Origin of the sequence: Streptomyces sp. 5K101, assembly GCF_046506645.1 — a bacterium.
Taxonomy (GTDB): Bacteria; Actinomycetota; Actinomycetes; order Streptomycetales; family Streptomycetaceae; genus Streptomyces.
Genome location: NZ_JBKFFO010000003.1, coordinates 510,702 through 531,995, shown reverse-complemented (window position 1 = coordinate 531,995; position 21,294 = coordinate 510,702). Strand labels below are relative to the sequence as shown.

The window sequence follows — 21,294 nt, the reverse complement described above, 5'->3', positions numbered from 1 at the left end:
GATGACTGAGCGCAAGAAGGACCGGCCCTGGCTCATGCGGACGTACGCCGGTCACTCGACCGCCGAGGCGTCCAACGAGCTGTACCGGCGCAACCTCGCCAAGGGCCAGACGGGACTGTCGGTCGCCTTCGACCTGCCGACGCAGACCGGTTACGACCCCGACCACATCCTCGCCCGCGGCGAGGTCGGCCGGGTCGGCGTGCCGGTCTCCCATCTGGGCGACATGCGCCGGCTGTTCCAGGACATCCCCCTGGAGCAGATGAACACCTCGATGACCATCAACGCCACGGCCATGTGGCTGCTGGCGCTGTACCAGGTGGTCGCGGAGGAGCAGGGTGCGGACATCACCAGGCTCCAGGGCACGACCCAGAACGACATCGTCAAGGAGTACCTGTCGCGCGGGACGCACGTCTTCCCGCCCGGTCCTTCGCTGCGCCTGACCACCGACATGATCACGTACACGGTGGCCAACATCCCCAAGTGGAACCCGATCAACATCTGCAGCTACCACCTGCAGGAGGCCGGGGCCACGCCGGTGCAGGAAATCGCGTACGCGATGTCCACCGCGATCGCCGTGCTGGACGCCGTGCGGGACTCGGGCCAGGTACCGGCCGCGACGTTCGGTGACGTGGTCGCCCGGATGTCGTTCTTCGTGAACGCGGGCGTCCGCTTCATCGAGGAGATGTGCAAGATGCGCGCCTTCGGCCGCATCTGGGACAAGATCACGCGCGAGCGCTACGGCATCGAGAACGAGAAGCAGCGCCGTTTCCGCTACGGCGTCCAGGTCAACTCGCTCGGTCTGACCGAGGCCCAGCCGGAGAACAACGTCCAGCGCATCGTGCTCGAGATGCTGGCCGTGACGCTCTCCAAGGACGCCCGCGCGCGTGCCGTGCAGCTGCCCGCCTGGAACGAGGCGCTGGGACTGCCCCGGCCCTGGGACCAGCAGTGGTCGCTGCGCATCCAGCAGGTGCTGGCGCACGAGTCGGACCTGCTGGAGTACGAGGACATCTTCGCGGGCTCGCACGTCATCGAGGCCAAGGTGGACGCCCTCGTCGAGGAGTGCCTGGCGGAGATCGACCGGATCCAGGAGATGGGCGGCGCGATGGCGGCCGTCGAGTCCGGCTACCTCAAGTCGCAGCTGGTCTCCTCGCACGCCGAGCGGCGGGCGCGGATCGAGGCAGGCGACGAGAAGATCGTCGGCGTCAACATCTACGAGTCGACCGAGGACAACCCGCTCACCGCGGATCTCGACACGGCGATCATGACGGTCGACCCGGCGAACGAGGCGCGGGTCGTCGCCAAGCTGCACGAGTGGCGCGCCGGCCGGGAGGAGTCCCGGGCGGCGGAAGCCCTCGCGGCCCTGAAGAAGGCGGCGGCGGGCACCGAGAACCTGATGGCGGCCACCGTCGAGTGTGCGCGTGCGGGCGTCACCACCGGCGAGTGGGCCTGGGCGCTGCGTGACGTCTTCGGCGAGTTCCGTGCGCCGACGGGCGTCAGCAGCGCCCCGGTGGCGGTCGCCGCCGAGGCGGGCACCCCGCTCGCCCTCGTCCGCGAGAAGGTGGCCCGCACCGCGCAGGAGCTGGGTGCCGGGCGGCTGCGGCTGCTGGTCGGCAAGCCCGGCCTGGACGGCCACTCCAACGGGGCCGAGCAGATCGCCGTACGGGCCCGCGACGCCGGGTTCGAGGTGGTCTACCAGGGCATCCGGCTGACGCCCGAGCAGATCGTCTCCGCCGCCCTCGCGGAGGACGTGCACTGCGTCGGCCTGTCGATCCTGTCCGGGTCGCACGCCGAGCTGGTGCCGGACGTGCTGAGGCGGCTGCGCGAGGCGGGCGCGGCCGACATCCCGGTGATCGTGGGTGGCATCATCCCGAACGCCGACGCCACCGAACTGAAGGCGGCGGGTGTGGCCGCCGTCTTCACCCCGAAGGACTTCGGAATCACGGAGATCATCGGCCGTATCGTCGACGAGATCCGTCAAGCGAACAAGCTCGACCCCCTGGAGGTCCCCGCATGAGCACGCCTGTGCACCCGGTCAACCGTCTCCGCCCGCGCCGTTCCTGCCTGGCCGTGCCCGGTTCGAACCCGCGCTTCCTGGAGAAGGCCCAGGGGCTGCCGGCCGACCAGGTCTTCCTGGACCTGGAGGACGCCTGCGCGCCGCTCGCCAAGCCGGAGGCCCGGCACACGATCGTGAAGTTCCTCAACGAGGGTGACTGGACGGGCAAGACGCGGGTCGTGCGCGTCAACGACTGGACCACCGAGTGGACCTACCGCGACGTCGTCACCGTCGTCGAGGGCGCCGGCCAGAACCTCGACTGCATAATGCTGCCGAAGGTGCAGAGTGCCGAGCAGGTCGTCGCGCTCGACCTGCTGCTCACCCAGATCGAGAAGACCATGGGCTTCGAGCTGGGCAAGATCGGCATCGAGGCACAGATCGAGAACGCGCAGGGCCTCAACAACGTCAACGCCATCGCACAGGCGTCGCCGCGCGTCGAGACGATCATCTTCGGCCCGGCCGACTTCATGGCCTCCATCAACATGAAGTCCCTGGTCGTCGGCGAGCAGCCGCCCGGCTACCCCGCCGACGCGTACCACTACATCCTGATGAAGATCTTGATGGCGGCCCGCGCCAACAACCTCCAGGCGATCGACGGTCCCTACCTGCAGATCCGCAACATCGACGGCTACCGCGAGGTCGCCCAGCGGGCCGCCGCGCTCGGCTTCGACGGCAAGTGGGTGCTGCACCCGGGCCAGGTCGAGGCGTCCAACGAGATCTTCTCGCCCTCCCAGGAGGACTACGACCACGCCGAGCTGATCCTGGACGCGTACGACTACTACACGTCGGAGGCGGGCGGCAAGAAGGGCTCGGCGATGCTCGGCGACGAGATGATCGACGAGGCCAGCCGCAAGATGGCGCTGGTCATCTCCGGCAAGGGACGCGCGGCCGGCATGCAGCGCACCACCACGTTCGAGATCCCGGAGGCGTGAGCGGCATGCAGTTCGGACGCACCTACGAGGAGTTCGAGGTCGGGGCGGTCTACAAGCACTGGCCCGGGAAGACGGTCACCGAGTACGACGACCACCTCTTCTGTCTCCTGACGATGAACCACCACCCGCTCCACATGGACACGAACTATGCGGAGAAGACGACGGACTTCGGCAAGAACGTCGTCGTCGGGAACTACATCTACTCGCTGCTGCTCGGTATGTCCGTGCCGGACGTCTCCGGCAAGGCCATCGCGAACCTGGAGATCGAGTCGCTGCGCCACGTGGCGCCGACCTTCCACGGCGACACGATCTACGGCGAGACCACGGTCCTCGACAAGACGCCGTCGAAGTCGAAGAACGACCGCGGCATCGTCTACGTCGAGACCAAGGGCTACAAGCAGGACGGCACCCTCGTCTGCGTCTTCCGGCGCAAGGTGATGGTCCCGACGGAGACGTACATCAAGGAGCGCGGCGGCGAGCAGCCCGGCCGCCCCGAGCTCAAGACGCAGGAGAAGTAGTCATGGCCCGACTCGCCCAGACCGCAGGTCTGACCGATGTCCAGCAGGAGATCCTGTCCACCGTCCGGGACTTTGTCGACAAGGAGATCATTCCTGTCGCCACGGAGCTGGAGCACAAGGACGAGTACCCGCAAGAGATCGTCGACGGCCTCAAGGAGCTCGGCCTGTTCGGCCTGATGATCCCCGAGGAGTACGGCGGCCTGGGCGAGTCCCTCCTCACGTACGCGCTGTGCGTCGAGGAGATCGCCCGCGGCTGGATGTCCGTCTCGGGCATCATCAACACCCACTTCATCGTGGCGTACATGCTCAAGCAGCACGGCACGCAGGAGCAGAAGGACACCTTCCTGCCGCGGATGGCGCTCGGCGAGGTGCGCGGCGCGTTCTCGATGTCGGAGCCGGGCCTCGGCTCGGACGTGTCGGCCATCACGTCCAAGGGCGTGAAGGACGGCGACGAGTACGTCCTGAACGGCCAGAAGATGTGGCTGACGAACGGCGGCACGTCCACCCTCGTCGCGGTCCTGTGCCGGAGTGACGAAGGACACCCTGAGGGCACGGCCCCGCACAAGTCGATGACGACCTTCCTGGTCGAGAAGGAGCCGGGCTTCGGAGAGGTCCGTCCGGGCCTCACCATTCCCGGGAAGATCGACAAGATGGGCTACAAGGGCGTCGACACGACCGAGCTCATCATGGACGGACTGCGCATTCCGGCCAATCGGGTGCTCGGCGGCGTCACCGGCCGAGGATTTTACCAAATGATGGACGGCGTCGAGGTCGGCCGCGTCAACGTCGCGGCGCGTGGCTGCGGTGTCGCGCAGCGTGCCTTCGAGCTGGGTGTCTCGTATGCCCAGCAGCGTCACACTTTCGGCAAGCCGATCGCCTCCCATCAGGCGATTCAGTTCAAGCTGGCCGAGATGGCTACCAAGGTCGAGGCCGCCCATGCCATGATGGTGAACGCGGCCCGCAAAAAGGACTCCGGGGAACGAAACGACCTGGAGGCAGGGATGGCGAAGTACCTCGCCTCCGAATACTGCAAGGAAGTCGTCGAGGACGCCTTCCGTATCCACGGCGGTTACGGCTTCTCCAAGGAGTACGAGATCGAGCGCCTCTACCGTGAGGCGCCGATGCTGCTGATCGGTGAAGGTACCGCCGAAATCCAGAAAATGATCATTGGGCGCCGGCTGCTCGAGGAATACCGTTTCCAGGGCTGATTGCCGCTTTTGGGTCGGTTCGGCCGCGAAGAAGATCACACCCTGTCATCATCTTCCGGCCGCCGACTCGGTTTCTGGCTTTCCCAGTTGTGCTCGGTACCCGATACCATCGGCCGGAAAGCCGCCGTCCCCCGTTACCAGCGCGGCATCATCCGCTACGAAGGTCATCCATGCCCCACAGCCAAACCTCTGCACCACGCGACAGCCGCTTCGGCGTTCGTATCGCTCGCGGAGCATCGCCGTGGCTTCTGCCGACCGTCGCCACCGCTGCAGTCAGCCTGGCCCGCGCCCGCCGTTCGCGGCGGGCCGCGGCCATTGCCGTGCCCACCACCGCGCTCGCGGCGGGCATGCTGTGGTTCTTCCGCGACCCGGAGCGCGAGATCGCGTCCGGGCGGGTCATCTCGCCCGCCGACGGAGTGGTGCAGAGCATCATGCCGTGGAAGGACGGACGCACCCGCGTCGCGATCTTCATGAGCCCGCTCAACGTCCACGTCAACCGCGCGCCGCTCGCCGGCACCGTGACGTCGGTCGAGCACATCCCCGGCGGCTTCGTCCCCGCTTTCAACAAGGAGAGCGAGAACAACGAGCGCGTTGTCTGGCACTTCGACACCGAACTGGGCGACATCGAGATGGTGCAGATCGCCGGTGCGGTCGCACGGCGCATCGTCCCGTACATCCCGCAGGGCACCAAGGTCGAGCAGGGTGATCGCATCGGTCTGATCCGCTTCGGCTCGCGCGTCGACATCTACCTTCCCGAGGGTGTCGAGGTCGCCGTCGAGGTGGGCCAGACCACGACGGCGGGGGTGACTCGCATTGACCGTGATTGATCCCGACACCCAGGCGAACTGGGTGGCCGAGTCCGAGGAAGAGGACGACGCGGAGGAGATGCCGCTCTCGCTGCGGCTGTCGATCGCGGACACCCTCACCTTGGGTAACGCCACGTGCGGATTCATGGCGGTGTACTTCACCACCACCGGCATCCTCATCCCGCACCTCCAGGGCAGCCAGGAGACCGGCATGGCGCGGCACAGCGCCGCGACGGCCGTGATCCTGATGCTGCTGGCGGCGATCTTCGACCTCTGCGACGGGCTCGTGGCCCGCAAGCTGCGGTCGTCGCCGATGGGCGCGGAGCTGGACAACCTCTCGGACCTGATCAGCTTCGGTCTCGCGCCGGCGTACTTCGTGCTGGTCTACGGCATGGTCGCGGACGACGCCCATCAGCGGGTCTCGGCGGTGGCCGCGATCGTGGTGCTGCTGGCGGTGGTGCTGCGGCTTGCGAGATTCTCGTGCGTGACCATGAAGGACGGCATGTTCCAGGGCATGCCGAGCCCCTTCGGAGCGCTCACGGTCGTCTCGATCGTGCTGCTGGAGCTGCCCTTCATCCCGACGCTGCTGGCGATCATCGGCACGGCGTGGCTGATGGTGAGCCGGGTCGAGTACCCCAAGCCGCGCGGTGTCCTCGCGGTGGCGATGCTCGGCTGGATCGTTTCGGCGATGGGCATGCTGGCGGCGTGGGCGTTCGACGCGCCGGGCGGCCAGGTGCTGCTCCAGATGGGCTGCGCGCTGCAGATCGTGATGGCTGCGACGATTCCGCTCTTCGCCACTGCCCGTCGCGTGAACACGTTCCGCGACAACCGGCGCGAGAGCCGCGAGGCGCGGGCGGCGCAGGTGCCGTAGCCGCCTTCGGCGGCGTGAGCTGTACGTGATGGCCCCGGATGCCTCGGCATCCGGGGCCTTCACGTTGCGCCTGTCTCGGGGCGTTGCGCCCCGTGGTCCCCTGCCCGGGGGTGGTGCCGGGGACCGGGGCCTCCGGAGTGGGGTACCCGGACGCGAGACCCGCCCGAGGGGCGCGTTACGCGCACGGGGCGGGCCCAGCCCGTGACGCAAGGCCCGGCCCGAGGGGGCGTTACGCGCACGGGCCCGGCCACGCCCGAGAGCGCACGCCCCAGGCCTACCGGAGGAAGTCGTGGGCGATCGACTCCGCCACCTGTTCCAACAGCGGTCCCGCATGCGCCATGCACGTCGCCGGGTCCGGTTCCAGCGCCGTCAGGGCGTAGGCGCGGCGGATGCCCGCGCGGCCGAGCGCCTCCGGGGCGAGGGCCAGGCGGCCGCAGACCGCGACCACCTCGACGCCCTGCGCGCGGGCCGCCGCGGCCACGCCCGCCGGGGCCTTGCCGTGCAGCGTCTGCTCGTCCAGCGAGCCCTCGCCGGTGATCACCAGCGTCGCCCGCTCCAGCGCCGGCGCGAAGCCCAGCACGTCGAGCATCACCTCGATGCCCGGCCGGAAGCGGGCACGGAGCGCGACCAGCGCGCCGTAGCCGATGCCGCCCGCCGCGCCCGCGCCGGGCGCGTCCGCCAGGTCGGGGCCGAGGACGGACGCGTAGTGGGCGAGCGCCGTGTCGAGGGCGGCCACGTCGTCGGGCGTCGCGCCCTTCTGCGGGCCGTAGACCGCGGGCGCGCCCTTGGGACCGGTCAGCGGGTTGTCGACGTCGCTGGCGAGGACCAGGCCGACGTCCTCGAAACGCGCGTCCAGACCCGACAGGTCCGCGGTCGCCAGCGCGCCCAGGCCGCCGCCCCCCGGCGGCACGGGCTTGCCGTCCGCGTCCAGGAAGCGGGCGCCAAGCGCCGCCAGCATCCCGGCGCCGCCGTCCGTGGTCGCGCTGCCGCCGACACCGAAGACGATCGTGCGCGCGCCCGCGTCGAGCGCGGCGCGCAGCAGCTCCCCGGAGCCGTACGTCGTGGCGGTGAGCGGTGCGAAGACGCCGGCCGGGAGGTGCTGCAGGCCCGACGCCTCGGCCATCTCGACGACCGCGGTGCCGTCCCGCAGGGCGTACGCCGCGGTGACGGGGTCGCCGAGCGGGCCGGTCACCCGTACCTCACGGCGTTCGAACCCCGCCGCCACCGCCGCGGCGACCGTGCCGTCGCCGCCGTCGGCGACGGGCAGCGTGTCGATCTCCAGGTCCGGGACGACCCGCCGGAGCCCGGCCGTCACCCGCTCGGCGACCTGCACCGCCGTGAGCGAGCCCTTGAACTTGTCAGCTGCGACGAGCACCCGCGCAGGCTGAGAAACTGCTCCGTCCCTCACCGTGTATCCCTTGCTGTCGAACAGGCAGTCGCGCCGTCCCCGACCCTATCCGCACCCTCGGGCGCCCTGCTACCCCGGCATCGGACGGCATCACGCCGCACACCTGGGTGTTTCCTCCATATGCGGTGCCACCCGGGGCATGGCGCACACGCCGTGGCGGACGGCGGATGACCTACGCTGCGTGCCGTGACGACCTCCGATTACGCCGCCTACATCGCGTCCCTCCCCCGCATCCTGGCCGGAGCCGCCGCGTTGTTCCGGGACGCCGCGGGGCGGGTGCTGCTCGTCGAGCCCAACTACCGCAAGGGCTGGGTACTGCCCGGCGGGACCGTGGAGTCGGATGTCGGCGAGACGCCCCGGCAGGCCGCGCGGCGGGAGACGCTGGAGGAGATCGGTCTCGATCTGGAGCCGGGCCGGTTGCTCTCGGTGGATTGGGTGCCGGGCGAGGGGCGGCCGCCGATCGCCGCGTACGTGTACGACGGCGGGGTGCTGAGCGAGGCCCAGTTCGGGGCGATCAGGCTCCAGGAGGACGAGCTGCTGTCGTGGCGCCTCGTGACACGCGAGGACCTGTCCCACTACCTGCTCGGCTCGATGGCCCTGCGGGTCGAGGCATCGCTCGACGCGCTGGCGGCCGGCACGGGCGCGGTCGAGCTGGAGAACGGTCTGCCGCCGAAGCCCTGACCGCCGGGCCCGCTCACCGGCTCGGGTGCGGCAACCGGCTGACGGCCGCCGCGTGCCGGATCCCCAAGGGCGTCTTCGCTGTGCTCTGTTGGCAGAGCATCAGTACATCTGGGTATGCCGCTTACGGGTGTGCGCGCCGTCCGGTACGGCGCGCACGCCCCTGCTGGGCACCATCCGGACTTCGAGGACACCGGAGGGATCATGCACAGACACGCGTACGGCCTGCTGACGGCCGCCGCCCTCGTGGCCGCCACGACGATCGGCCTCACCAGCCCCGCGTCCGCGGCCGGCCCGCCCCCCAAGGCGGTCGAGCCACCCCTCGCGGTGGACGGCGGCGCCTGGCAGTCGGGGCACCTGCAGGGCATGGCACTGGACCGGCACAAGGGGTTCATGTACTTCTCGTTCACGAACCTGCTGGTCAAGACGGACCTACGGGGCAGGCCGGTCGGATCCGTGACCGGCTTCACCGGCCACCTGGGCGACCTGGACCTCAACACGGCGGACGGACGCGTCTACGGCTCGCTGGAGTACAAGGCGGCCGAGGCGTTCTACATCGCGATCGTGGACGGCGACCGGATCGACCGAATGAACATGGACGCGGAGAAGAGCGGGGTCGTCACGACGGTCCACCTGCGGGAGGTGGTGGAGGACTACACCGCCGACATGAACGGCGACGGCGTCTTCGACGGCAACACGGGCGCGACGGCCGACCACCGCTACGGGTGCAGCGGCATCGACGGGATCGCGTTCGGCCCGGCGTTCGGCAGGAAGAACGGGCCGCAGCGGCTGACCGTCGCCTACGGCGTGTACGCCAACACGACGCGCCCGGACAACGACCACCAGGTCCTGCTCCAGTACGACGTACGCCTGTGGCGCAGGTACGAACGGCCGCTGACCGAGTCGGCGCCGCACCGCAGCGGACCGGCCCGCCCCGGCGGCAAGTTCTTCCTGTACACCGGCAACACGAGATACGGGGTGCAGAACCTGGAGTACGACGGGCACAGCGGCAACTGGCTGCTGGCCGCGTACAAGGGCTCCAAGCCGGGCTTCCCCAACTACTCCCTGTTCGTCGTCGACGGCGAGGGCCGCCCCCGGTGGGGCGAGGTCCGCGGCCAGCAGGAGCCCGAGACCGGGCGGATGCTGCCGCTGCTGCGTCAGGGCCTGCACCACGAGCCCTCGGGCACGTACGGCTGGCAGTCGACGGGGCAGTACGGTCTGGTCTCGCTCGACGACGGGCGCTTCTACCTGGCCGAGGCGGCGAGGGTGCAGGACGGCGATGTGATCAAGGAGTCGGGCAAGGCGGTCCAGCAGCGCTGGACGGGTCTGACGCCGACGCCGTTCTCCAAGGTCACTCCCTAGGAGGCTCGTCCACGGGCCGGCGGCGGCCGAAACCGGTCGCCCCCGGCCCGCCGGGCTGCGTACGCTCGTTCCTATGACGCTCGTCGCGATCCTCAGCGAGGCAGGCATCTCCACCGATTCCGGCATCCCCGACTACCGCGGCCCCCAGGGTCTGTGGCGGCGGGATCCGGAGGCCGAGAAGCTCGTCACCTACGACTACTACATGTCCGACCCCGACATCCGGCGCCGCTCCTGGATCATGCGCCGCGAGAGCGCGACCTGGCGCGCCGAGCCGAACGCGGCGCATCGCGCGGTCGCCGAGCTCGACCGCCGGCCCGGGGTCGCCGTCCGGGTGATCACGCAGAACGTCGACGGACTGCACCAGCTCGGCGGCATGCCCGACCGCAAGGTGCTCGAACTGCACGGCACCGCACGCACGGTGACGTGCACACGCTGCCATGTGCGCTCGCCGATGGCCGAGGCGCTGGCCCGCGTGGAGGCGGGCGAGGCGGACCCGGCGTGCCTCACGTGCGGCGGGATCCTCAAGTCGGCGACGGTGATGTTCGGCCAGCGGCTCGACCCGGACGTGCTGGGCCAGGCCATGGCGATCGTGAAGGCGTGCGAGGTGTTCGTCGCCGTCGGCACCACGCTGAAGGTGCAGCCCGCCGCGTCCCTGGCGGGGATCGCGGTCGAGCACGGGGCACGGCTGATCGTGGTGAACGCGGAGCCGACGCCGTACGACGAACTGGCCGACGAGATCGTGCGCGAACCGATCGGCACGGCGCTTCCCGCGCTGCTCGACCGTCTGGCGTCCGGGTCGCCGGAGGACTTGGCCTCCTAGGGCCTGTCCGCCGGACCCGGCCTAGAAGGGGGTTGAGGAACATCCGTGTCAGATCGTGCGCTAAGCCTCCGTCGGCCCTGGTGGGCGGCTGACGGGGTGTCGGCTCCCCGCCACGTCTGAAGTCCTTCCATAGATAACGCCCTATTATCTGCGGCATCGCCGAGCGCGACCTGCGGCGACGTCTTCGGGCCGATGCGCAAAGCGGCCCTGTTATCTGCGGCAAGGGAGAAGCTGTGACCACCGTCATCGGGCTCCCGACCGGGAAGGTGCTGACCGTCCAGGCGGCGGCCGACATCTTCCTGGACTTGCTTCGGCAATCCGAACACCGTGCGGAACTACGGCATCGCGGTCGGCAAGACCGTCGAGCGGCTCAGCGGCGCTCGGCCGCTGGCCGGGGTCGAGGACGACGAGATCGGCGATACCCCTGGAACTGCTGTGGGGCGCCGCCGCGGTGAACACGTGGAACGCCCGGCGGGCGGCGGTGCTGTCGTGGACAAGTTGGTGCACCGAGCGCGGCTACGACGGGCCCACAGTGCCCGCGTGGACGAAGCGGCTGACCGTCCCGGACTCCGACACCCCTGCACGCTCGAAGATGGCGATCGACCGGCTGATCGCGCGCCGCGACGTCCACCTGCGGGGAAGACGCTGTGGCGGATGCTCTACGAGACGTGCGCCCGGGTGGAGGAAATCCTGGGCGCCAACATCGAGGACCTGGACCTGGCCAGCCGCCGTTGCCCAGTGAAGGCGAAGGTGCTCAGCCCAAGGCCCGCCGCCGGGGTCAGGCGCGCGAGGACTTCGTGCTGGAGACGGTGTACTGGGACGCTGGCACCGCCCGTCTGCTGCCTCGCCTGCTCAAGGGCCGCACCCGCGATCCGGTGTTCGTCATCCATCGCCGTCCCGGCCCGGGCAAGGTCGTTGGCCCGCGCGACGTCTGCCCGGACACCGGGCTGGCCCGCCTGTCGTACGGGCAGGCCCGCGCGCTGCTGGACGAGCACACCGCCATCGCCGGGCCCGGCGCCGGCTGGGACCTCCATGAGTGGCGGCATTCCTCCCTGACCCACCTCGGCGAGGCAGGAGCAAGCCTGCTGATGCTGATGGCCAAGTCCCGGCACAAGAAGACGGAGAACGTCCGCCGTTACTTCAAACCCTCCCCGGAGGCAATCGCCGAGGTCACCAGCCTGCTCGCGCCCGGCAACAGCAGGCGCTGACAGTGCTGACCGCCTGTGTGCTGGTCGGCTCGCCCGGTGGGGTCAGTTGCGGGTGACGTTCGCGGTGAGCAGGCGGAGCAGGTGTTTGGCGGTGGTGTCCTGCTCGGGGGTCAGGCCCATGGCCTCACCGATGGCCAGGGGGACGGTGCGGGCCTTCTCGCGGAGATCCGTACCGGCCTGGGTGAGGCGTATGGCGACGGAGCGCTCGTCGTCGGAGCGCCGCTCACGGTGGATTAGGCCGCCGGCTTCCAGACGCTTGAGCAGAGGGGAGAGGGTGCTGGACTCCAACTGGAGCGTGGTGCCCAGCTCGCGGACGGAGACCGAGTCCTGGTCCCACAGCACCAGCATGACCAGGTACTGCGGGTAGGTCAGCCCCAACTCTTCCAGCAGCGGCCGGTAGCGCGTGGTGACCGACCGCGAAGCAGCGTACAGGGCGAAGCACAGCTGGTCCTGGAGCAGGAGCGAGCCCTGTTCTGCGGCGTGGTGCGCGGCCTGGGCCATGACCGGGTCCTAACGTCGAATGATCGGAACTCCACCCTACCATTCCAGGCGTGCACGACTATATATAGCTCGATTAAGTTGCGCGCGATTTAATCGAGCAGTACTGTTCCTGTCGTACCCGCCGAACGACTGACTGACACGACCCACGAGGAGCACCCCATGTCCGAGACCACCACCCGCCCGGTACTGGAACCGGCCGCCGCCGCCTTCACCGAGGCCACCGCGAACCCGCCGTACCTCTTCGACCTCGGTCCGGCCGAGGGCCGCAAGACCGTCGACGAGGTGCAGTCCGGTGAGATCGGCAAGCCGGAGATCGCCGAGGAGTGGGTGACCGTCCAGGGCGGCCCCACCGGATCGGTCCGGGCCCGCATCGTCCGGCCGGCCGACGCCGAGGGGACGCTGCCGGTGATCGTCTACATCCACGGCGCCGGCTGGGTCTTCGGCAACGCCCACACCCACGACCGACTGGTGCGCGAACTGGCCGTCGGCGCCCGGGCAGCCGTCGTCTTCCCCGAATACGATCTGTCTCCCGAGGCCCGCTACCCGGTGGCCATCGAGCAGAACTACGCCGTCGCCCAGTGGATCGTCCGCGAGGGCGCGGCCAAGGGCCTGGACGCCACGCGGATCGCGGTGGCCGGCGACTCCGTCGGCGGCAACATGTCAGCCGCACTGACACTGATGGCCAAGGAGCGCGGCGACGTACCGCTCGTACAGCAGGTGCTCTTCTACCCGGTCACCGACGCGGCCTTCGACACCGGCTCCTACCACCAGTTCGCAGAAGGCTACTTCCTGCGCCGCGACGCCATGCAGTGGTTCTGGGACCAGTACACCACCGACGAGAACCAGCGAGCCGAGATCACCGCCTCCCCGCTGCGCGCCACCACCGAGCAACTTACCGACCTGCCCCCGGCCCTGGTCATCACCGCCGAGGCCGACGTGCTGCGCGACGAGGGCGAGGCCTACGCCAACAAGCTCCGCCAGGCCGGCGTCCCGGTCACCGCCGTGCGCTACCAGGGCATCATCCACGACTTCGTCATGCTCAACGCCCTGCGCGAGACCCATGCCGCCGAAGCCGCCATCAACCAGGCCGTCGCCACCCTGCGCACGGCCCTCGGCACCGTGTAACCCAGCCATCCCCCAGTCTGCGGCCCGGGCAATACAGCCGCCCGGGCCGCAGAATTTCCTGCCGCCGAAGCAAGGCCCGCTTCACAACGCCTTGCCATCCACCCCGTACCGCGACAGCTCCGCAAGGCGCCGCGGCGGTATCCCCGACACGTCCAGGGCGCCCATCACGAGCGCGGCGATCTCCTCCGCCCGCTCCAGCGCCCGCTTCATCTGCGGGCCCGAGACCCGCACCGGCCCGCGGCGCAGCCGGTCCAGCTCCGAGACCCGCTCACCGGGCGGCACAGTCAGCAGGGAGTCCAGCACCGCCTGCTGCCCGACGCTCAGCATCCCGTAGAGGGTGTTCCACAACCGCTGGTTCGCCGCCTCCCGCACCGTCCCCACCAGCCGGGCCAGGCGGCTCGCCCCCGGCAACAGCACCCGGCCCTCGCGCAGCCACCCCGCCGCCGCGTCGAACAACGCCGTCGGCCCGTCCCCCGTCGTCCACGCCCGCGCGTCCAACCAGCCCGCCAGTTCCTCGCGGACCTCGGCGAAGTCCCGCCAGCCCCCGGCCTCCTGGATCTCCCCGGCGTGCGTACGCGCGGTGCCGTCCCGCTCGCCGTACAGCTTCAGGCACGAGGCGTCCGCGATCTCCAACTGCCCGGCCAGGTACTCGGCCACCTCCGCCGGCACCTGCCGCGGGTCTGGCATGAACCGGCCCAGGAACCGCACGCTCGTCAGCTGGACCGCGAACCCGAGCCGGTTGTGCGAACGGCGCTTGGCCTGCACCGCTTCCCGGTCCGCGTCGTCCAGGAAGAAGTACCGCTCCAGCTCCGCCCGCGAAGGCACCTCGTGGAACCTCCCGTACCGGGCCGCCTGCTCATCCGTCAGGAACTCGACCGCCACAACAGTTCTCCGAAGATCGGCAACAACGACCCACGAAGGCTCCGACGGTCAATCACCCCAGGTCAAAGCACCAACCGGCCCGGCGAACGCTTAACGCACGATCTGACACAGATGTTCCTCAGCCCCCTAGAACAACGCGTCGTCCGGCGTGCCCCGTTCGAAGGCGAGCAGGCGCTTCTTGCGGTCCAGCCCGCCGCCGTAGCCGACCAGGCTGCCGGACGAGCCGATCACCCGGTGGCACGGGACGATGATCCCGATGGGGTTCTTGCCGTTGGCGAGGCCGACCGCGCGAGAGGCGGCCCTGTTGCCGAGGATCCCGGCGAGTTCGCCGTAGGTGCGGGTCTCGCCGTAGGGGATGCGCCGCAGCTGGTCCCAGACGCTGCGCTGGAACGGTGTGCCGTCGAAGTGCATCGGCAGGTCGAAGACGGTGAGTTCGCGGGCGAAGTACGCGGCCAGCTGCTCGACGGCCGCGCCGAACGGCGTCTCGTCGGGTGTGCCGAAGGTCTCCTCCCCGGGGCGGTGCCGCTGCCCGGTCATGTACAGCCCGCTGAGCACGCCGTCGGTGGCGACGAGCGTGAGCGGACCGTAGGGGCTGTCGACGACGGTGTGCTGCCTGGTCATGCTCCGGACTTCCTTACGCGGGGAGGTAATTGATCGGGTGGTCGCCCAGGGCCCGTAGAGGTACTGGACCGCGTACGCCCGCCAGGGCCGCCAGGCCGCGGCGCGCGCCGTGAGGGCCGCCGGGGTGGCGGGCAGGCCGAGTTCGGCGGCGGCGCGGCGCATCCCGAGGTCGGTGGGGAGGAAGGCGTCGGGGTCGCCGAGCGCGCGCATGGCGATCACCTCGACGGTCCAGGGGCCGAAGCCGGGCAGCTCGGCGAGCTGCGCGCGGGCCCGGTCCCAGTCGCTGCCCGGGTCGAGCCGCAGCGAGCCGTCGGCGAGCGCGGCGACGAGCGTGGTCAGGGTGGTGCGGCGGCTGCGCGGCAGGGCGAGGGCTTCCGGGTCGAGCGCCGCGAGGGCGTCAGGGGCCGGGAAGAGGTGGGTGAGCCCGCCCTCCGGGTCCTCGACCGGCACACCGTGCGCCGTGACCAGCCGGCCCGCGTGGGTGCGGGCGGCGGCGGTGGAGACCTGCTGGCCCAGCACCGCGCGCACGGCGAACTCCGCCGCGTCGACGGTGCGCGGCACACGCCTGCCGGGCGCCTTGTCGACCAGCGGGGCGAGCTCGGGGTCGGCGCGCAGCCGGTCGTCCACGGCGACGGGGTCGGCGTCGAGGTCGAGCATCCACCGGCAGCGGCTGATGGCGATGGTGAGATCGCGCAGGTCGGTGAGGGAGAGCCGGCACGCGATGTGGTCGGGCCGCGGCGTGAGCGCCGCGATGCCGTGCCCGTACGGGAGGGACAGGGTGCGCCGGTAGGCGCCGTCGCGCCACTCCTCGACGCCGGGGACGCCGGTGGCGACGAGGTGCCCGAACAGGTTGTCGGGATGGAGCGGCGCGCGGTACGGCAACCTGAGGGCGATCACCCCGGGCGTGCCGGGCGGCGTGGAGCGGCGGTGCGACGCACGGGTGCGCAGGTCGCTCGGGGAGAGCGCGAAGACCTCGCGGACGGTGTCGTTGAACGTGCGGATCGAGGAGAACCCGGCGGCGAAGGCGACCTCGGCCATGGGCAGGGACGTCGTCTCGACGAGCAGCCGGGCGGTCTGGGCGCGCTGGGCGCGGACGAGGGCGAGGGGTCCGGCGCCCAGCTCGGAGAGGAGCTGGCGCTCGATCTGGCGCGTGGAGTAGCCGAGCCGGGCGGCGAGTCCGGGCACGCCCTCGCGGTCGACGACCCCGTCGCCGATGAGTCGCATGGCCCTGGCCACGAGGTCGGCACGGGCGTTCCAGGCGGGCGAGCCGGGGCTGGTGTCGGGCCGGCAGCGCTTGCAGGCGCGGAACCCGGCCTGCTGGCAGGCGGCGGCACTCGGGTAGAAGGTCATGTTCTCGGCCTTCGGCGGCACGGCCGGGCAGCTGGGACGGCAGTAGATCCGTGTGGTCAGGACGGCGGTGAAGAACCATCCGTCGAACCGTCCGTCCTTGGACTGGACGGCGCGTACGCAGCGCTCGGTGTCGGTGTGCATGGGTCAAGCATCGGGCACGCGATCAGCGGGTGGCTGGCGGAAATCCGACATCAACACGGCACTGACCGGCACCGGCCCGGTGAGCCACGACAGCCCGCCAACGGCACGGTGCCCGGCAGTCACGACAGCCGCCCGCGGCACGGTGCCCGGCGGGCACGGCAGCCCGCCAACGGCCCGGGACGTGGCCGGCCACGAGCCGGATCCGTACGGACGCGGGCGGTCACCGGAGCCCCGCGTCCCGTTTCAGTTGGCGAAACGGGGGCACTCACGGCGTCGTCACGTCATTGGTCGCCACGCGCTCCACAGGAGCATACCGGCATAATCTGGTGGTATTCACCATCCACGATTGCCTGGGGGTAATCATGGAACTCGGCTTCCTCAAACCGCTCTTCGCCCGGCCAGGCCCATGGGCTTCCGTCTACATCGAGACCACGCGTGCGACCGAGGACGCACAGAAGGTGCAGCAGCTGCGCGAGCGCGCCGTCGCCTCCCAGCTCATCGAGGCGGGCACCGACGCGTACACCGTCAGGGCCGTCATGGACCGGCTCGCCCACGAGCCCGTGTCCGGCGCACCGCCCGGACGCGCCCTGTTCGCCGCGGGCGCGGAGGTCGTGCTCGACATCCCGCTCTCGGTGGCCCCGGCCGGTATCCCGGCGACGTGGTCGGTGCTGCCGCACGTCGCGCCGCTCGCGGACCTGCGGGGCGACCGGCCGGCGTGCCTGGTCGCGTACATCGACCGCACGGGCGCCGATCTGGAGCTGCGCGACGCCCACCACCGCGAGTCCCTGGGCCAGGCGAACGGCAAGGAGTGGCAGGGCCGCGGGCACCGCAGCATTCCCGCGGACCGTTACGAGTGGCACTACCGGAACAAGGTCGAGAACAGCTGGAACGAGACCGCCGACATCATCGCCCGCGAGCTCGCCCGCCGGCTTCCCGAGAGCGAGGCCGAACTCATCGTGCTGACCGGCGATCCCCGCGAGCGCCGGGCCGTCTTCAACCGGCTTCCCGAGCGTGTCCAGGCCGTCACCGTGGAGGCCGGGAACGGCAGCAGGTCGCCGGGCGCGTCCACGAGCCTGCTGGACCGGCAGATCGCCGACGCGTGCGAGAAGTTCGCGCGCGACCGGCTCGAGAACGCGCTCGACCGCTTCCGTGTCGGTCGGGGCAGGCCCGGCGAGCACCGCGAGAGCTCCGCCGTCGACACGGGGCCCGGAGAGGCCGCCGAGGGCATGCCCGCCGTCGTGGACGCGGTGCGCAAGCACCAGGTGGAGACCCTGCTGTTCACACCGGACGCGTCCGACGCGGGCCGCGAGGTGTGGATCGGCCCCGGTGTGGACCAGGTCGCCGTGCAGCGCGGCCAGGCGCAGGCGATGGGTGTCGCCAAGCCCGAACGGGCGCGCGCGGACGACGCGCTGCTGCGCTCCGCCGCGGCGGCGGGCGGCGAGGTCCTGATGGTTCCCCCGGGCATGCGCGGTCCTGCGGGCGGACTCGGTGCGGTGCTGCGCTGGAGCATGTGAGCGAAGGGGGGCGTGGCAGGCGCCGCACGGTCGGGCCCTGCCCCGTCCCGACGAACCACCGGGCCGGCCTCGCACCGACCGGCCCGGGTCATGTGACGGAAGCGACAGGACGACGATGGCGCCCCCTGTGCCAAGAGCGACGTCGGCCTGGGTGGTCGAGTCGCCGGGCCCGATCGCGTCCACCCCGCTGCGGTGGCTGGAGCGCCCGGTACCGGAGCCCGGACCGGGCCAACTCCTGCTCCGCGTACGGGCCTGCGGGGTGTGCCGGACCGACCTGCACCTGACCGAGGGCGACCTGCCGCCGCGCAGGCCGCGTTGCACACCGGGCCACGAGGTCGTCGGCGAGGTCGTCGCGGCCGGGCCCGATGTCACCGGCCTGCGCTCGGGCGACCGGCTGGGGGCGGCCTGGCTCGCGGGGACCTGCGGACGGTGCCGGCACTGCCGCGCCGGGCGGGAGAACCTGTGCCCCGGGTCGCGCTACACCGGCTGGGACATCGACGGCGGTTTCGCCGGCCACGTCCTCGTGGACGCCCCGTTCACCTATCGCCTGCCGGAAGGGTGGGACGACGAGGAGGCCGCACCGCTGCTGTGCGCGGGCATCATCGGCTACCGCGCCCTGCGCCTCGCGGAGCTGCCGCCCGGCGGCCGGCTCGGGATCTACGGTTTCGGCGCGTCCGCGCACCTGACCGCCCAGCTCGCCGTGGCCCAGGGCGCCGCCGTCCACGTGGTCACCCGGTCGCCGCGGGCGCAGCGTCTGGCGCGGGAGCTGGGCGCGGCCTCGGCGGGCGCCGGCGAACCGCCGGAGCCGCTGGACTCCGCCATCCTGTTCGCCCCGGCCGGGGGCCTGGTGCCGGTGGCGCTGGCGGCGCTGGACCGCGGCGGCACGCTGGCGATCGCCGGGATCCACCTCAGCGCGGTCCCCCCGCTGGACTACGACGCCCACCTGTTCCAGGAGCGCACGGTGCGCAGCGTCACGGCCAACACGCGGGAGGACGGCCGCGCGTTCCTCGCCGAAGCGGCGCGGCTGCGGCCCACGGTACGGGTCACGCGCTACGCACTGCGGCAGGCCGACCGTGCCCTGTCGGACCTGGCGGCGGGACGGATCACCGGGGTGGCCGTGCTCATGGCGCCATGACCCCGGACGCCGGGCCCCGCCGTGGTTCGCCGCGCCGATGCGGTCCGGGCCGCGCGACGTCAGCGCTCCGCGCCGGTGGGGACCGGGCCGTCCGGCGTCAGCGCTCAGCGTCGAGAGCCGCCTGGAAGCAGGCGTACGCGTCCTCGTCGAAGAGCACGAAGCGCACTTCGACGACCGGCGGCGTGGTGGCCTCGCGGACCGTGCGGACCGCGACACGGGCGCCGTCGTCCATGGGCCAGCCGTAGACGCCGGTGGAGATGGCCGGGAAGGCTACGGTCCGTGCCCCCAACTCGGCTGCCACGCGCAGTGATTCGCGGTAGCAGGAGGCGAGCAGCGCCGACCGGTCCTCCCCACGGGACCAGACCGGCCCGACCGTGTGGATGACGTGGTCCGCGTGCAGCCGGCCGGCCGTGGTCGCGACGGCGGCGCCGGTGGGCAGGCCCTTGCCGTAGGGGGAGGCGCGCAGGGCGCGGCACTCGGCGAGGATGTCGGGGCCGCCCTTGCGGTGGATGGCGCCGTCGACGCCGCCTCCGCCGAGCAGCGAGGAGTTGGCGGCGTTGACGATGGCGTCGGCGTGCTGCTCGGTGATGTCACCGCGTACGAGGGTGATCTCCGGGGCGTGCTGTGTCATGCGCTCATGATGCCCACCGGGGCCCGGCACAGCCCGCAGGCCGCGTCAGCGCTGCCGCAGCCGGCGCCAGACCGCCTTGGCCGCGTGGTGCCCCGACATGCCGTGCACCCCCGGCCCCGGCGGGGTCGCCGACGAGCACAGGAACACGGCGGGGTGCGCGGTGGCGTACGGGACGCGGGCCAGCTTGGGGCGGAGCACGGTCTGGAGGCCGGCGAACGCTCCGCAGGCGATGTCACCGCCCACGTAGTTCGCATTGCGCGCGGCCAGTTGGGGCGGGCCGGCGACGGCGCGGGCGAGGACCAGGTCGCGGAAGCCGGGCGCGAACCGCTCCAGCTGCCGCTCGACGGCCTCCGTCGCGTCGCCCTCCCAGCCGGCCGGCACATGGCCGTACGCCCACAGGACATGGCGGCCCTCGGGGGCGCGGGTGCGGTCGATCAGGCTGGGCTGGGCGGTGATGAGGAACGGGGCCCGGGGGTCGCGCCCCTCGACGGCCCGCCGCAGGGCGTCGTCGATCTCGCCCGCGGTCGGTCCGATGTGCACGGTGCCGGCCGCGCGGGCCTCCTTCGCGGTCCACGGCACCGGGCCGGACAGCGCGTAATCGATCTTGAACGCGGAGGCGCCGTACCGGTAGCGCCAGTACGCCTGGCCCAGTCCGGCGATCCGGGCGAGCGCGGTCGGCGAGGTGTCGAAGACGTACGCGCGGGCGGGCGGCAGCTCGTCCAGGCGCCTGACCTCGGCGCCGGTGTGGACGGTGCCGCCGAGCTCCCGCAGGTAGGCGGCGAGGGCGTCGGAGATGGCCTGGGAGCCGCCCCGGGGCACCGGCCAGCCGACCTCGTGGGCGGCCAGCGCGAACATCAGGGCGATGCCGCCCGTGGCGACGCCGCTCGTGGGCGCGATCGCGTGCGCCGCGAGCCCGGCGAGCAGCGCCCTGCCCTTCTCCCCCCGGAAGCGGCGGGCGAGCCAGCTGGCGGGCCGGATCGCGTCGAGCCCGAAGCGGGCGAAGCGGTACGGGGCGCGGGGCAGGCCGTCCCAGGGCGTGCGCAGGAAGTCGGCCGCGAGGTCGCCCCAGTGCCCCAGGTACGGGGCGACGAGGCGGCGGTAGGCGCCCGCGTCGGCGGCGCCGAGGGACATGGCGCTCTCGCCGACCGAGCGGCTGAGGACCGCGGCCGTGCCGTCGGGGAAGGGGTGCGCGAGGGGCAGCGCGGGGTGCAGCCACTCGAGGCCATACCGGGCGAGCGGCATGGCGGCGAACGCGGGCGATCCGATGCCGAGGGGGTGCACGGCCGAGCAGGGGTCGTGGCGGAAGCCGGGGAGGGTCAGCTCCTCGGTGCGCGCACCGCCGCCCACGCTGTCCAGGGCCTCGAACACGGCGACGGACAGGCCGCGGCGGGCCAGTTCGACCGCGGCCGTCAGCCCGTTGGGCCCCGCCCCCACGACGACGGCATCGAGCATCGACGGCACCTGCGGACTCCTTTGTCAGCCGACGGCCATGAGCACCCAGGATATTCCGGGGCGCCGACAGCGGGGCCA

Annotated in this window: 16 protein-coding genes and 4 pseudogenes; 13 read left to right on the top strand and 7 right to left on the bottom strand. The window is 71.5% G+C overall.

Translation table 11 applies throughout. The features are described from left to right. Position 1 precedes the first annotated feature (1 nt). From ACLB9X_RS08085 to pssA, 6 genes are all read left to right on the top strand, one after another. Entirely contained in the window at positions 2 to 2,014 is a 2,013-nt protein-coding gene (locus ACLB9X_RS08085; RefSeq protein ID WP_410359548.1) for a protein meaA, read from the top strand. Then, positions 2,011 to 2,985 carry an HpcH/HpaI aldolase/citrate lyase family protein gene (locus tag ACLB9X_RS08080; RefSeq protein ID WP_410359547.1) on the top strand — a complete coding sequence of 325 codons (975 nt, stop codon included), beginning with the start codon at positions 2,011 to 2,013 and terminating at the stop codon, positions 2,983 to 2,985. Before ACLB9X_RS08085 ends, ACLB9X_RS08080 begins: the two co-directional genes overlap by 4 nt. A 5-nt stretch (positions 2,986 to 2,990) precedes the next feature. Next, complete coding sequence (locus ACLB9X_RS08075) at positions 2,991 to 3,503, top strand: MaoC family dehydratase (protein ID WP_410359605.1); 513 nt, start codon at positions 2,991 to 2,993, stop codon at positions 3,501 to 3,503. A 2-nt stretch (positions 3,504 to 3,505) separates the two neighbouring features. Further along, the gene (locus tag ACLB9X_RS08070) at positions 3,506 to 4,711 is read left to right on the top strand and encodes an acyl-CoA dehydrogenase family protein (RefSeq protein ID WP_307712602.1); all 1,206 of its coding nucleotides are present in this window, start codon (positions 3,506 to 3,508) and stop codon (positions 4,709 to 4,711) included. A 170-nt stretch (positions 4,712 to 4,881) separates the two neighbouring features. Beyond that, on the top strand, positions 4,882 to 5,538 hold the full coding sequence (locus ACLB9X_RS08065; RefSeq protein ID WP_410359546.1) for a phosphatidylserine decarboxylase: 657 nt from the start codon (positions 4,882 to 4,884) through the stop codon (positions 5,536 to 5,538). Next, entirely contained in the window at positions 5,531 to 6,388 is an 858-nt protein-coding gene (gene pssA, locus ACLB9X_RS08060; protein WP_410359604.1) for a CDP-diacylglycerol--serine O-phosphatidyltransferase, read from the top strand. The genes ACLB9X_RS08065 and pssA overlap by 8 nt, the downstream gene beginning before the upstream one ends. Before the next feature lie 274 nt (positions 6,389 to 6,662). Here the strand turns inward: pssA and ACLB9X_RS08055 are convergent, their stop codons facing one another. Further along, positions 6,663 to 7,796, bottom strand: coding sequence for a glycerate kinase (locus ACLB9X_RS08055; RefSeq protein WP_410359545.1), 1,134 nt, complete (start codon positions 7,794 to 7,796; stop codon positions 6,663 to 6,665). Positions 7,797 to 7,982: 186 nt separating this feature from the next. Here ACLB9X_RS08055 and ACLB9X_RS08050 point away from each other — a divergent pair, with 186 nt between their 5' ends. The 4 genes and pseudogenes from ACLB9X_RS08050 (at position 7,983) to ACLB9X_RS08035 (ending at position 11,864) form a co-directional block, all read left to right on the top strand. Next, positions 7,983 to 8,477 (top strand): NUDIX domain-containing protein, encoded by a 495-nt coding sequence (locus ACLB9X_RS08050; protein WP_410359544.1) that lies wholly within the window; start codon positions 7,983 to 7,985, stop codon positions 8,475 to 8,477. 201 nt (positions 8,478 to 8,678) lie between these two features. Continuing rightward, complete coding sequence (locus tag ACLB9X_RS08045; protein WP_410359543.1) at positions 8,679 to 9,836, top strand: hypothetical protein; 1,158 nt, start codon at positions 8,679 to 8,681, stop codon at positions 9,834 to 9,836. 73 nt (positions 9,837 to 9,909) lie between these two features. After that, complete coding sequence (locus tag ACLB9X_RS08040) at positions 9,910 to 10,656, top strand: SIR2 family NAD-dependent protein deacylase (protein WP_410359542.1); 747 nt, start codon at positions 9,910 to 9,912, stop codon at positions 10,654 to 10,656. 233 nt (positions 10,657 to 10,889) lie between these two features. Further along, positions 10,890 to 11,864 (top strand): annotated as a pseudogene (locus ACLB9X_RS08035) (tyrosine-type recombinase/integrase). Positions 11,865 to 11,906: 42 nt separating this feature from the next. Here the strand turns inward: ACLB9X_RS08035 and ACLB9X_RS08030 are convergent. Further along, positions 11,907 to 12,365, bottom strand: a complete 459-nt coding sequence (locus tag ACLB9X_RS08030) for a MarR family winged helix-turn-helix transcriptional regulator (protein WP_410359541.1) — start codon at positions 12,363 to 12,365, stop codon at positions 11,907 to 11,909. Positions 12,366 to 12,524: 159 nt separating this feature from the next. Here ACLB9X_RS08030 and ACLB9X_RS08025 point away from each other — a divergent pair, with 159 nt between their 5' ends. Further along, complete coding sequence (locus tag ACLB9X_RS08025; protein ID WP_410359540.1) at positions 12,525 to 13,490, top strand: alpha/beta hydrolase; 966 nt, start codon at positions 12,525 to 12,527, stop codon at positions 13,488 to 13,490. Positions 13,491 to 13,577: 87 nt separating this feature from the next. Here the strand turns inward: ACLB9X_RS08025 and ACLB9X_RS08020 are convergent. The 3 pseudogenes from ACLB9X_RS08020 to ACLB9X_RS08010 form a co-directional block, all read right to left on the bottom strand. Then, a pseudogene (locus ACLB9X_RS08020) lies at positions 13,578 to 14,372 on the bottom strand (DUF4158 domain-containing protein); the annotation flags it as partial. Positions 14,373 to 14,498: 126 nt separating this feature from the next. Continuing rightward, positions 14,499 to 14,966 (bottom strand): annotated as a pseudogene (locus ACLB9X_RS08015) (methylated-DNA--[protein]-cysteine S-methyltransferase); the annotation flags it as partial. Positions 14,967 to 15,006: 40 nt separating this feature from the next. After that, a pseudogene (locus ACLB9X_RS08010) lies at positions 15,007 to 16,484 on the bottom strand (AlkA N-terminal domain-containing protein). 362 nt (positions 16,485 to 16,846) lie between these two features. On the opposite strand from ACLB9X_RS08010, the gene ACLB9X_RS08005 reads away from it, so the two are divergent. Next, entirely contained in the window at positions 16,847 to 17,998 is a 1,152-nt protein-coding gene (locus ACLB9X_RS08005) for a hypothetical protein (protein ID WP_410359539.1), read from the top strand. A 127-nt stretch (positions 17,999 to 18,125) separates the two neighbouring features. Further along, on the top strand, positions 18,126 to 19,133 hold the full coding sequence (locus tag ACLB9X_RS08000) for a zinc-dependent alcohol dehydrogenase family protein (RefSeq protein WP_410359538.1): 1,008 nt from the start codon (positions 18,126 to 18,128) through the stop codon (positions 19,131 to 19,133). Positions 19,134 to 19,230: 97 nt separating this feature from the next. Here the strand turns inward: ACLB9X_RS08000 and ACLB9X_RS07995 are convergent, their stop codons facing one another. Both ACLB9X_RS07995 and ACLB9X_RS07990 read right to left on the bottom strand, forming a co-directional pair. After that, complete coding sequence (locus tag ACLB9X_RS07995; RefSeq protein WP_410359537.1) at positions 19,231 to 19,764, bottom strand: O-acetyl-ADP-ribose deacetylase; 534 nt, start codon at positions 19,762 to 19,764, stop codon at positions 19,231 to 19,233. 45 nt (positions 19,765 to 19,809) lie between these two features. Further along, positions 19,810 to 21,225 carry a phytoene desaturase family protein gene (locus ACLB9X_RS07990; protein WP_410359536.1) on the bottom strand — a complete coding sequence of 472 codons (1,416 nt, stop codon included), beginning with the start codon at positions 21,223 to 21,225 and terminating at the stop codon, positions 19,810 to 19,812. Positions 21,226 to 21,294 lie beyond the last annotated feature (69 nt).